Source organism: Pseudoalteromonas pernae (assembly GCF_039831865.1).
GTDB lineage: Bacteria > Pseudomonadota > Gammaproteobacteria > Enterobacterales > Alteromonadaceae > Pseudoalteromonas > Pseudoalteromonas pernae.
Genome location: NZ_JBDODM010000004.1, coordinates 397,081 through 410,455, shown reverse-complemented (window position 1 = coordinate 410,455; position 13,375 = coordinate 397,081). Strand labels below are relative to the sequence as shown.

At 46.3% G+C, this 13,375-nt stretch carries 9 protein-coding genes; 2 read left to right on the top strand and 7 right to left on the bottom strand.

Going from position 1 to position 13,375, the window contains the following annotated elements; genetic code table 11:
• From V1358_RS12145 to ndk, 4 genes are all read right to left on the bottom strand, one after another.
• Positions 1 to 957, bottom strand: coding sequence for a RodZ domain-containing protein (locus V1358_RS12145; protein WP_347393695.1), 957 nt, complete (start codon positions 955 to 957; stop codon positions 1 to 3).
• The gene (pilW, locus tag V1358_RS12140) at positions 954 to 2,990 is read right to left on the bottom strand and encodes a type IV pilus biogenesis/stability protein PilW (RefSeq protein ID WP_347393694.1); all 2,037 of its coding nucleotides are present in this window, start codon (positions 2,988 to 2,990) and stop codon (positions 954 to 956) included. Before pilW ends, V1358_RS12145 begins: the two co-directional genes overlap by 4 nt.
• Before the next feature lie 91 nt (positions 2,991 to 3,081).
• Positions 3,082 to 4,212, bottom strand: a complete 1,131-nt coding sequence (rlmN, locus tag V1358_RS12135) for a dual-specificity RNA methyltransferase RlmN (protein WP_347393693.1) — start codon at positions 4,210 to 4,212, stop codon at positions 3,082 to 3,084.
• A gap of 233 nt (positions 4,213 to 4,445) precedes the next feature.
• Entirely contained in the window at positions 4,446 to 4,877 is a 432-nt protein-coding gene (gene ndk / locus V1358_RS12130; protein WP_105200219.1) for a nucleoside-diphosphate kinase, read from the bottom strand.
• 289 nt (positions 4,878 to 5,166) lie between these two features.
• Between ndk and trhP the strand changes: the two genes are divergently transcribed.
• Positions 5,167 to 6,507: a prephenate-dependent tRNA uridine(34) hydroxylase TrhP gene (trhP, locus tag V1358_RS12125; RefSeq protein WP_347393755.1), complete on the top strand. Its 1,341-nt coding sequence runs from the start codon at positions 5,167 to 5,169 to the stop codon at positions 6,505 to 6,507.
• Between the two features lie 24 nt (positions 6,508 to 6,531).
• Here the strand turns inward: trhP and V1358_RS12120 are convergent, their stop codons facing one another.
• The 3 genes from V1358_RS12120 to V1358_RS12110 are packed head-to-tail and all read right to left on the bottom strand — an operon-like array spanning position 6,532 to position 11,280.
• A complete protein-coding gene (locus tag V1358_RS12120) occupies positions 6,532 to 8,313 on the bottom strand; it encodes a sugar phosphorylase (RefSeq protein WP_440589888.1) in 1,782 nt (593 codons plus the stop codon).
• Positions 8,314 to 8,315: 2 nt separating this feature from the next.
• Entirely contained in the window at positions 8,316 to 9,557 is a 1,242-nt protein-coding gene (locus V1358_RS12115; RefSeq protein ID WP_347391589.1) for a glycosyltransferase family protein, read from the bottom strand.
• Positions 9,550 to 11,280: an HAD-IIB family hydrolase gene (locus V1358_RS12110; protein ID WP_347393692.1), complete on the bottom strand. Its 1,731-nt coding sequence runs from the start codon at positions 11,278 to 11,280 to the stop codon at positions 9,550 to 9,552. Before V1358_RS12110 ends, V1358_RS12115 begins: the two co-directional genes overlap by 8 nt.
• Positions 11,281 to 11,542: 262 nt before the next feature.
• Here V1358_RS12110 and V1358_RS12105 point away from each other — a divergent pair, with 262 nt between their 5' ends.
• The gene (locus V1358_RS12105; protein ID WP_347393691.1) at positions 11,543 to 13,345 is read left to right on the top strand and encodes an amidohydrolase; all 1,803 of its coding nucleotides are present in this window, start codon (positions 11,543 to 11,545) and stop codon (positions 13,343 to 13,345) included.
• Positions 13,346 to 13,375 lie beyond the last annotated feature (30 nt).

Sequence of the window (13,375 nt, the reverse complement as noted above, 5' to 3'; positions counted from 1 at the left end):
TTACTCTGTTAACGGTAATGAAAATTTGGCTAAACGATTTTTCGGAAACTGAGAAATATCAACCGCTTCACCATTGAGTGTAATTTCAACAACGTCGTGCTTGCCTAAAGTAACCGCAAACGGCGCGACACCAATTAACTCGATGGCTTGCCCTGCTTGTTTGATATCGTAGGCTAAGCGGTTGCCTTTCGCATCTTGGACGTCGACCCAACACTCGCCACTGAAGCGCATAACGACCTTCTGCTCGCCTGCCGCTAGAGGCTCACTTGCTATCTCAGGTTGCACAGTTTGTTCAACAACTGTGTCTGTTGGTTGAACGTCGATGCTATCCGGCATTGTATCACTTAACGCTGGTGCTGAATCTACTGGCTCGAACTGTTCTTGAGTTTGTTCATCAAGATACTCATTGGATTGAAATTCATCCGATATCCCTTGAGCCTCATCGCTATTGGTCGGTTGCACCTCGAGCTTGCTCGCCTTGGACATTTCGGCGACATCCGAAGCCTTAGAAGTTACTGAGGATTCGCTAGGTGAATCAGAGTTTTGCCATAACCAATACAAAGATGAGCCAATGATAATCGCAACAATGAGGTAGCTGAATAACATAAGTCGATTGTCATGAGCTTCTTTCTCAGTGCGCTTTGAGAAGCTTTGCATCGATGCTTGGGTGTTTGCTTCTTGTTTTGGCTCATACGCCTGCAATAGCTCACTCGCGTCTATACCCACCACTTTGCTATACGCTTTAATGTAACCTCTTACGAAAATCGGCGCACCGAGCTTATCAAACTCGCCTTGCTCTAAGTCATCTAGCTTTCTGATCGTAAGATTCAGTTTTCGGGCAAGCTGCTCTTGCGTTAACTCGCAACGCTCCCGCGCTTGAGCTAACGCTTTACCTATTTCTGTTGGCGATACACCTTCATCACGTTGCTCAGGTGTTGTTTCTTCGCTTTCGTTCATAGTTGAAGATTCTTAGGTTCTATCAGGTAAATTTTATCACCAGGGACCAACTTAGCTCCTTCCTCAAGCTGATTCCACTCTAACAGTCTCTGCATCAAGATATTGTATTCCCTCGATATCTCAGACAGAGTCTCGCCGTCTTTCACCGTATGATAATTATTCGGACGGGCTATGTAAATTTTCTGCCCACTGCGCACTTTGTCGACACTTTGCAGATTATTCCACGCTTTGAGTGTACTTAGGCGAATATTGTATCGCGCTGAAACGCTGAACAATGTTTCACCTTCGCCCATGACATGATAAGGCCTTTCGCCACTATCAGGCGATAGCATGGCGACTTTCCCATCTGCTGGTTTTGCCTCATCCTCAGCGTCTGCAACCACTTCGTCTGTCGACTCGGGTGCCTGAGTAAGCTCTTCCTCTGCAGCTGCCAGGTCGTTTGGTAGTTCTTGAATATCCGATTGAGGGATATCTGTTTGTGCCGCGAATTCGCGGGCCAACTCAGATTGCAGCGTATCTTTTTGTTGTTCTACATTTTGTTGTTCTACATTTTGTTGTTCTACATTCGCTGATGATTCACTAGCAGCGATAGCGGGCTTTTGTGGTTGTGGCGCTGAGGTTTCAATCCAGCGCTCATCCGCAGCCACATTTTCAGTGGCTACTGAGACTTCCTCAGATACATCAACACTTGCGATTGGCTCTACACTTTGCACAGCGTCTTGCGTCTGTGCACTGGCATCAGCCAAGCTAGTTTGTGCCGACGACTGTACTGCAACTTCGTCGTTCGTTTGGGTAACAAGAGTCTCTTCTTGTTCAGTTTCAGTTGTTGTATCCACTTTGTCATCGACCTGTGCAACTGTATTGCCAGTGTCAGATTCAGGTTGTTCGACTGCCGCCTGAGCGACATCTGTGATGGTGCTCTGCTGTTGTTGCTCTGAGCTCACTTCATCGACTGTGTTTTGCGTTTGTTCGGTGCTCTGCTGCGAATTATTGCCAGTTTCAACCAAACTGTTCTGGGTAATCACGTTTTCAACAATTGGCTCAGGGGAAGGTGTCGCAACCGAAATAAGCGCCGCAGATTCAACCGCAGCTTCGCCAGTAGTTGGTGTTACGGCTTGCTGTTCAGCGTTTTTCGGTGCTTTTTTCTTCACAATCTTGATTTGTGGTTTGGAAACAATCAGTTGACCATCCATGCTGCCTTGCAGCTCGTTTATCTGATGACGGCGATACTGCTCTCGTAACTGCTCAAATTCACTAGCACTGTACTTTTGCTCGCGCACGATCCGTGCTTCAATCGATGACGGATATGTTACCTCGATTGTTTTGGCAATATTTTGCGCATCTTCGATGTGACCCATGCGCTCTTCAATTAAATAACTCAGTAACAGTGAACGAGATGAAACGCGACCCGTTTTTTCGTAACGATTAAGAATTTGTTGTGCGTGATGAAAATCACTTTTAGCATATTTCACGGCTGCTAAATTTATTAGGCTAGACGCTCGCAATGAGCTATGTTGCAAAGAGTCCTCGAGAAATGATTCAGCTGCATCAAACTTATCATATTCTAGAGCACATAATGCTAGGTTTTCATAGCTTTCAGCTACTCGGAGATAACTTGGAATATCTATGGCGGACATAAACTTGTCTACAGCCGCATCGTATTCACCGATATCACATAGAAATACACCATAGTTATTTAAAGTATTCGGATCATTTGGCTCGATGGCAAGCGCTCTTTCGTAAGCTTCTTTTGCTCGCTGCGACTCACCTACCTGTTGATAGTAGTAGGCCATTGAATAATGTACTTCAGGAAGCTCTGGTGCAAACTTAGCCGCACGCTCCAGGTTATACTTGGCTTGTGTGCTATTACCCTGTGATAAATAGTTTAAAGCTAAAGAGATGCGAGTTCGGGCTGCATCGACGTTATTGATCTTCTTTTCAACAACGGGCTTGTCACTGCCCACATAAGTACTTTCTGTTACACATCCACCTAGGGCGAGTAAACTGATACTGGTCACTAACAGCTTGCGCATGGCTGAGCCTCGTTTATTCCGTTATTGCACCTATCATTACTGAAAAGCCCTTTTGTTTCATCAATTTTTTGAAAAAAGGGCCTTTTTTTTATTATTGCGAGACGTTTACCGCGATTGCATTCTTCTCACGTTCCTGACGCTTAGCTAATCGCTTGGTTCTATCGACCACATCACCGACTAACTGTCCACAGGCCGCATCAATGTCGTCGCCACGTGTTCGACGAACAATCGTGGTGATCCCCGCAGCTTGAAGCACTTTAGAGAAGCGATCGATACGTGAGTTACTTGAGCGGCCATATTCATTACCTGGGAACGGGTTGAATGGGATCAAGTTCACTTTAGACGGTGTGCCTTTAAGAGTTTTCACCAGCTCGTGAGCATGATCCGTGCTGTCATTCACTTCTTGCAGCATCACATACTCTACCGTGACTTCTTTGTTCGCTTTTGAACCATCAATGTAACGGCGACACGCCGCTAGGAACTCTTCGATTGGGTACTTCTTATTGATTGGTACCAACTCGTCACGCAATGGATTGTTTGGTGCGTGTAATGAAATAGCCAAAGCCACATCAATTTGTTCTTTTAACAAATCAAGAGCTGGAACAACGCCTGATGTACTCAGTGTTACACGGCGCTTAGACAAGCCAAATGCCCAATCGTCCATCATCAGCTCCATCGCTGGCACCACGTTCTTAAGGTTAAGCAAAGGCTCGCCCATCCCCATCATTACTACGTTGGTGATTGGACGACGCGTGCTGTCTCCATGAAGGCCGATATCTTTGGCTACTCGCCATACCTGACCGATGATTTCAGATACTTTTAAGTTGCGGTTAAAGCCTTGTTGTGCGGTCGAGCAGAAGGTACATTCAAGGGCACAGCCCACTTGTGAAGACACACACAAAGTCGCACGGTCCTTTTCAGGGATCCACACAGTCTCAACTTCTTGGCCACCATCAAGCAACAAGGCGTATTTAATCGTGCCGTCTGCCGAAGGCTGTTTCACTGAAATTTCAGGTGCGCGGATCTCACAATCAGCGTTTAAACGCTCTTTGAGCTTTTTGTTTAAATTGCTCATTTCGTCGAAATTATCGATACCAAAATGGTAAATCCATTTCATTACCTGATCAGCACGGAAAGGCTTCTCACCAATCGATGCAAAATAGTCGCGCATCCCTTGGCGATTAAAATCGAGTAAATTGATTTTTTTCTCAGATGTGGCCATGAACATACCTCTGTCAGGTGGCAGATAAAACGAAGGCGGCAATTGTACACAATTTAACCATTATAGCAATTCCTCGAACGACCACGTACCAACGGGGTTTGCTCAAGAAACCTAATCTTGGGGTAAACACTCACAGTCGCTGTGTTAAAGCGTAAATGTGTTTATTCCAAGTTTAGGTAGAAGACAAGAAAAGGGCCCGAAAGCCCTTCTCTGCATCTGCTTTAAACTCGAAATTAACGAGTACGTGGGCAGATTTCTTCTTCAGCGAAGAAGTAAGCGATTTCGCGAGCTGCAGACTCAGGAGCGTCTGAACCGTGTACCGCGTTTTCGTCGATGCTGTCTGCATAGTCAGCACGTAGAGTGCCAGCAGCCGCTTCAGCTGGGTTAGTAGCACCCATGATTTCACGGTTTTTACGAACTGCGTCTTCACCTTCAAGAACTTGAACCATTACTGGACCAGAAGTCATGAAAGAAACAAGTGCACCGAAGAAAGGACGCTCTTTGTGTTCAGCGTAGAAGCCTTCAGCTTGCTCTTGTGAAAGGTGAACCATTTTAGATGCTACGATCTTAAGACCAGCAGATTCGAAACGGTTGTAGATTGCACCGATGTGGTTTTTAGCTACCGCATCAGGCTTAACGATAGAGAAAGTACGCTCTAAAGCCATTTTTTGCTCCAAATAACGTTAAATTTTAAGTGATATACTTTACAGGGCGCGAATTATACGCGCTTTAGCATGAAAATCCTACTACATTGTTACAATGCTCAACCCTAGCATCGAATTGTGACACTTTCTTGAGAGAGTTAACGGCGACGATTTACCTTTAGCAAGTCAACCTTAGCGTTGTGCGCCCAACATGATCCAAATCAAAAACCCCGTCAGGGCAAAACGCTAGAATCCCCCGCTATTTTTTACCTGAACTGACTCGGACTCAGTCAAGGAATTAACTATGTCTATATTTACTCCAGAATTATTAAGCCCTGCGGGCAGTTTGAAAAACATGCGCTACGCCTTTGCCTACGGCGCTGATGCGGTGTACGCGGGGCAGCCGCGCTACAGCCTTCGCGTGCGCAACAATGAGTTTAATCTTGCTAACCTTGAGTTAGGCATAAATGAAGCCCATGCACTAAATAAAAAGCTCTACGTCGTCTCTAACATTGCCCCACATAACAGCAAGGTTAAAACCTATCTGCGCGATATCGAACCGGTAATCGCCATGAAGCCCGATGCGCTAATCATGTCCGATCCCGGGTTAATCATGCTCGTTCGTGAAAAGTGGCCTGACATGCCCATTCACCTCAGTGTGCAGGCTAATGCTGTGAACTATGCCAGCGTACTATTTTGGGCTAAACAAGGCATTGAGCGTGTCATTCTCTCGCGAGAACTTTCGCTTGAGGAGATTGGTGAAATTCGTGAGCTTTGCCCCAATACAGAACTCGAAGTTTTTGTACATGGCGCGTTATGCATGGCGTATTCAGGGCGCTGCTTGCTCAGTGGCTACATCAACAAGCGCGACCCAAATCAGGGCACCTGCACCAATGCCTGTCGATGGAGTTATGACGTAAAGCCCGGTGAAGAAACTCAAACAGGTGACGTGGTGCACAAGATTGACCCAACTCTGGGGTTAGGCGAGCCTACCAAGGAAGTCTTTATGCTTGAAGAGCAAGGCCGCCCTGGTGAATACATGCCGGCATTTGAAGATGAGCACGGTACCTACATCATGAACTCCAAGGACTTACGTGCGGTGCAATATGTAGATGCTCTCACGCGTATGGGTGTGCACAGCTTGAAAATTGAAGGACGTACTAAATCGTTTTATTACGTTGCTCGCACGGCACAGGTATACCGTCGGGCCATTGATGATGCTGTTGCAGGAAAGCCATTCGATCCGACTCTGATGAAGAGTCTTGAGCACTTAGCGCATCGCGGCTACACGGAAGGTTTTTTGAAACGTCACGCACATCAAGATTATCAGAACTATGAATACGGACACTCAGTCTCTGACTCACAACAGTTTGTCGGTGAAGTACTTGGACGCACCAATAATGGCTTGGTTGAAATCGACGTGAAAAACAAGTTCTGTACCGGTCATTCTTTGGAGTTAATGACGCCACAGGGCAACATCAACTTCAATCTCGAGCACATGGAAAATAACAAAGGTGAATCAATTGATGACGCAAAAGGCTCAGGCCACATCGTGCGTATTCCATTGCCTGAAGATATCAATCTCGATAAAGCGATACTGCTTCGTAATCTAGAACAGGGTCAAGATACCCGCAACCCGTTTCAGAAGTAGTAGAAGAGTAGCTCAGGGTGTGACTCACCCTGAGCTGACATTGGTGAGCCACACCGCTTGGTAAGGTTGCAGTTCAAGAATGTGTTCCATGTTGGTGAAGGTCTCACCACTTATTAAATCTCGCCATGGCTGCATATTCACTAAGTTTAAATCCCCCAACCCTAATGATTGCACTCTGTCACTGATATTAAACAGGCAAAATAGACTTTGCTGACGGTCTGCACTTTGGCGCCAAAAACCAAAAATATGCTCGCCTAAGTGCAAGGTAAACTGCGTAGCATTGGGGTGAAATGCACTTTGTTTAGTGCGAATGCGCAGTAAATTAAGCATGCCTTGATGCACTTTGTGGTGCAGGCTATTTTCATCTGCGAGCTTTTCTTCCAAACAATCGAGATGCCAACGATGGCGATTTATGGCGCGGTTGTGCTGAGTATTGTTAAAACGTTCTACATCATTCTCCGTGCCAACAAGGCTGTGTATATACAGCCCAGGGATCCCCTCTAACGCGAACATGATCGCGTGAGCGCACAAGAACCGTGCAAGCGTGTGCTTGTCCGGGCCATGCTCCGTACCTTGCATCGCATCAATCAGCGCAATATTTATTTCATAGGGTGACACGCTGCCGTCATTGTTACTACGCAGGCTAACTTTGGCACCAAAGCGCTGCATGCAGGCCACCAGCGAGTTAATCTGCCCCTCCGTTAGTAGCCCTTCAGCAGGGCGCAGACCAATACCGTCGTGCGATGCGATAAAGTTGAAATACGCTGTGCCATTTTGCGCTGGAGGCATGCCCATCATCCATTTTTTCAGTGCCGTACAATTGCCTGTTGTTAGGGTATGGAGCAGCAAGGGGGGCAAGGAGAAGTTATAAACGCAGTGCGCTTCATTAGCGTTACCAAAATAAGCCAGGTTTTGCTCATTAGGAATATTGGTCTCGGTAATGATGATAGCCGATGGCTCCACGTGCTCTATGAGGGTGCGAAGTAATCGCACCACTTCATGAGTTTGCGCAAGGTTAATGCAACTGGTACCGATCTCTTTCCATAAAAAGGCTACAGCATCAAGGCGAAATAGGCGCACGCCATTTTCTAAATAGAAGCGAATAATACGCACAAACTCAATGAGCACTTGCACATTGGTAAAGTCAAAATCAACCTGATCGTGGCTGAACGTACACCACACATGTTGCTCTCCCTGAGCCGTATCTACCTTTTGTAGTAGTGGCGATGTACGCGGACGCACCACTTGGGATAAATCACTATCAGGTGCAGCCGTTTTGAAATACCCTCGACCTGGGTCTTTGCCATGGATGAAGTTATCAAACCAGCGACTTTTAGAAGAGCAGTGATTGATGACCAGATCAGCCATCAACCGGTAATCTTTGGCAATGGCATTGATATGTTGCCAGCCACCCAGCGACTCATTCACTTGTACATAGTTCATTACCGCAAACCCCTCATCAGAAGAATACGGATAAAACGGTAAAATATGCACTGAGTTAATGACGCCTTGCGTGTATTCATCAAGGAAATACTTGAGCGTCAACAATGGCGGTTCAATGGCTAGAGTATGCGGCTCATAGTGAGCCGTTCTATTCACCGAATCACCATAGCAAATAAGCACAACATCACTCTCATCCCAGCGGTTTTTATGCGGTGTGGGATTGCGCACTCTGTCGCTGCGTAGCATCTCAGCTATCAACTCAGCGGCTAAGTCCTCTAATTCCTTACTGGTAAGGATATCACGATAGATATTAGCCAGCTGATGACTGACCCGAGCGTGCAGTTCAGTTTCAGACGCAGCCATAATTAGCCTGCCTTGCGCATCGACGCAGCAAATTCTTGGTTGTCGAGCTCAACGGCTTCTTTTAACCGGGCAAAGACATCCGGCTTAGCTGAAACCACGCGGTTCCAACTGGGCACAAAAGGCGTCTCCATTGGGTTTTCCAAAAAGTGCTGACCCGCATGCATGATGTTTTGTGCAAACATCTCCACCGCTTTTTCCTCTTGGTGAATATCTAAGCTCAACCCATTCATAAGTGCATCATTGTGATAGGTCTCAACGAAATCGAGGGCGATACGATAATAGGTCGCTTTGAGTGAACGAATCGTTTCTGTGGTAAACGTCTGCCCCTGTGTTGCCAACTTTCTAAACATGGCTTTCGTGATATCCACAGACATTTTTGATAGACCCGCATTTTTGTCATCCAATGATAAGTCTTGGTGTTTGTGGTCGTACGTTTGCGCAATATCAACCTGACACAAGCGGTTATGAGCATAGTTGCGATACATTTCTGAGAGCACACCAATCTCAAGTCCCCAGTCACTGGGGATACGAATATCATTGAGTACATCTCGACGGAAAGAGAACTCCCCTGCTAATGGGTAACGAAACGAGTCCATGTAGTCGAGGTAATCAGTTGTGCCCAGCACTGTTTTAAACGAACGCAGTAAAGGTGTAACAAGCAAACGAGATACTCGGCCGTTAATTTTCCCTTCAGCGGTACGAGCATAAAAGCCTTTGCAAAACTCGTAGTTAAAACGTGGGTGAGCAACGGGGTATATGAGTCGCGCCAACAATTGGCGGTCGTACGTTAGGATATCGCAATCATGAAGCGCGATTGATTCTACCTTTGACGCAGCCAACATATAGCCCATGCAGTACCAAACATTTCGGCCTTTGCCGAGTTCTTTAGGGGCAACGCCGAGTTCTTGCAACTCTTTATCTAGCGCCTGTAAACGCGGGCCATCGTTCCATAATATACGGTGTTTTTGTGGTAACTTTTTGAAAAACTCCAAGGCATAACGATACTGCGCTTCATCGGCTCTATCCAATCCGATGACAATCTCATCGAGATAAGGTACGTCACACAAATGATCAACAATATTTCCCAGAGCCGGTCCCTCAAGCTCAGAGAATAAAGACGGAAGAATCAATCCCATCGGCCGTTCTTTTGAGAACTGAACTAACTCACTTTCGAGCTCCTGCGTGGAACGTTGCGCTATGTTATGTAGCGTAGTTACTATGCCATTTTGATGAAAATCAGCCATATTCACGCACCTCCGATGCATTGATTTGATCTTTAATGAGCGCTAAGTTTTGCAGTGTTTCTCGCCAGCCACGCGGGCCAGTTTGTACACTGAAAATTGCGCACTCTCTACTGAGAATAGGGGTTTTGTGGGTTGGGTTGGCGATAACAATCGCGGTGTCTGCCACTTCGAGCATAGCCACATCATTGTGACTGTCTCCCAGGGCAATACTGTGTAACTGGCGGTTATATTGCTGCTTCATCAGCCCCATAAAATAACGCAGCGCCACACCTTTATCCGCACCTTGAGTTAGGTGCACAAAGCGCCCGCCTTTGAGGACGGTGAAGCCCAATGAGCGCGCCGCTAACGTAAATTCTCGCAATTGCGAAGTACTACCATGCCAATACAGTGGCTCTGAATACTCACGTGTTAAAGAATGCTCCAGGGCATCTCCACTGAGTCCCGTTAAACGCGCTACACCTTCGAGCCCTAAGTCAGTGAAACTCTCAAAGTAAGCACCAAATTGTTGCTTTAACACGTTGAGCACTTTGTGGATGGTCGTTTTACTCGGGCTAAACGGAATAACCCAGTAACTGCCCTCATTACGCGCTCCTTCTGGTGGGCTATCAAACCAGTTTTTAGGTATATACAGCACCGCCCCATTCTCAGCGATGAAAGGGTCATGAATATCGAGCTGCTGACAAATCGGAATAATTTCAGCGGCGGTTTTACTGCTGTTGATAATGACCGGCACCCCTGCCTGTGCCAACTTAGTCAGCAATTCCTGCGCTTCATCGCACTGGTAGGTATTGTGGTCAAGCAAAGTACCGTCAAGATCGGTGAAAATGACTGGTAGGGTACCGCCTTGTGCAGGTAACGCATTGTGATAGGCCGTGATGGTGCGTTGTGCGTCCAATTCAAAGACCACTTCGCACATATGCGGCAGCTTACACAAACTGTGTCGAGTCAAACGCTCAAAATAACTAATAAAATCTGCTATTTGATCCTTACTCATTGTTTGTGCGGTTTCGCCCACTTGCTCTATCAGCTTTTGCTCTTGTTGCCAGCGCCACGCCAACACCGTATCGAAACTGGGCGCCTTGAGCATGATGCGGATATCTGCGCGGTTAAATACATCTTGATATTCATTGGCCAAACAGGAATTAACGCATCGACGCCAACTTCCTTGCGTGTCTTGCTCTTGTTCCAGTTGATTGATGGGCTGCGCTAGTGCACTACTCCCTTGCGCCGGTGTACTGACACACCATCCTTCTAAGATAAAGATATCTATGGGCTTAGTGTGTTGCTGCCACTGCTCAGCACTGGCTCTGTCATCGTAGGCTTTATCAAAACGAGGAATGGCTACGGGAGATTTCCCCTGCGTAATTTTGTCTAACACTTGCTTCAACAGGCGTATATCGTGAGTACCTGGGACACCTCTGGTGGCAAATAAAGGGTGAACTTCTTTCGCTAACTCTAACCTTTTTGCTTTGGGATAGTAAAAGTCATCGATGGAGCAAGCGCAGGCATGATAGGAAGTTTCACTGCAAATATATTGCGCTAAGAATTCTGCCAATGTGCTTTTACCAGACCCCTGTGCACCATTGATTGTGACAAACAGTGCTTTGCCCTGTTGCTTATTTGCCAACACCTGTTTAGCGAGTGGCTCATAGTATTGGGCAATTTGCTGAGCATAGTGAGAACCCAACTTATGTCGCATTAAAAATGCATTGATGTCCATCATTCGACATCCCCCTTCTCATAGCGCTCCTAGTAACAAAGCTTATTGCATTAGCTAGGCCAAAAAGTTAAACGTAATAAAAACAATACGTTAAAAACCACAGATAATTTAAGCGCACTAAAATAGTGCAATTTTCAACCTGTCGTGCCCCAATATATAAATTCGGCCTTAGCGTCATAGCCAAATCCTTAGCCCACAACTAAGATTAAGCGACTGTTTCTAAAATAGTTGTACAGATGTTTTTGCATTCTTATGGAGAAGGTTTATGAAAAAAACATTACTGGCACTGAGTCTTTGTTTATCCACCAGTGCCCTAGCCCAGACTGAATTTGCTGATTCGATATATGTAGGTGGTGACATCATCACTGTCAATGATCAGCAACCTACCGTTGAAGCACTCGCTGTGAAGGAAGGAACTATTCTAGCTGTAGGTGATAAAGCAGATATCCTCAAGTTAAAAGATAACAACACGCAAATGGTCGACTTAGCTGGAAATACCCTTATTCCCGGTTTTATAGACGCTCATGGACACGTCTTTAATACGGGTATACAGGCACTTTCCGCAAACTTGCTCGCGCCACCGGATGGCAATGTTACTGCAATTGCTGGCGTTCAAGATGCATTAAAAGCATGGGCCAAATTGCCACAAAATGCACAACTCGATGTAATTATGGGTTTTGGTTATGATGATTCACAACTCAAAGAACAGCGCCACCCAACCCGCCAAGAGCTAGATGCAGTAGCAAAAGATGTTCCTGTGATTATCATCCACCAATCTGGGCACCTCGCTGCAGTCAATACCAAGGCACTAGAATTGGCGGGATTAACTGCCGAAAGTAAAGATCCTAGCGGCGGTAAGATTCGCCGTGAAAAAGATGGAGAAACCCCTAATGGCGTGCTTGAAGAAACGGCCTTCTTCGGGTTACTTATTCCTCTATTTTCGAAACTTGACGCACAAGACAATGAAATTATCTTCAACGCTGGTGTCGAGTTATATTCCCGCTTTGGCTATACAACCGCACAAGAAGGACGAGCGTCTAACGACGCCGTTACCACCATGTATAACGCGGCCAAAAAAGGCAAACTACTTATTGATGTGGCCGCTTATCCAGATATTCAAATCGCCCAAGACAGCTTAAAGCCTCCGTACTATTCAAAAGAGTATATGAATGGCTTTCGCGTTGCTGGTGCCAAGCTCAATTTGGATGGCTCGCCGCAAGGCAAAACCGCATGGCTAACTAAACCCTATTTAGTCCCCCCTGAAGGTCTTGACGCAGATTACACGGGTTACCCAAGCCTATCTGACGAAAAGGCAGCTGGATACATTGCGCTCGCACAACAGAATGGATGGCAATTACTTACCCATGTCAACGGTGACGCAGCGATAGATCAGCTCATCAAAGGTGTTAAAGCCAGCGAAGCAAAACATGGCGTGCCTGATCGTGGATTTGTGGCGATTCACGGACAAACCACGCGAAAAGACCAAGTTAAGTCCTTTAAAGAACTCGGCATATTCCCATCATTCTTCCCGATGCATACTTTCTATTGGGGGGATTGGCACATGGACTCAGTTCTCGGTGGCGAGCGAGCACAAAATATCTCACCAACAGGCTGGGCCAGAGAATTGGATATGATTTTCACCTCGCACCATGACTCTCCTGTGGCATTACCGAACTCGCTGCGTGTCTATTCGGCAACAGTAAATCGCGTCAGCCGTACTGGTAGAGAAATCGGCCCAGAGCAAAGAGTCTCAGCCCTTGAAGGGTTAAAGGCACAAACTTTATGGGCTGCAATTCAATATAAAGAAGAAGCAAATAAAGGCTCGCTCGAACCCGGTAAGCTAGCGGATATGGTGATCTTGTCAGATAACCCGCTGACCATTAAGCCAGAGGATATCGCTGATCTTGAGGTGCTTACCACTATCAAAGAAGGGCGCACTATTTATCAAAAAGATAAACATGAAGACGAAGCTACCGCAAATGCACAATGCATCCAGTCTGAGCGTTGCTCTAAAATTGCGACCAAGGCAATGGCGTCTGCCAACCTGCTCCACAGTCATCCTCAGTAGGTATGGAGGTAGCTAAACGCTACCTCTACT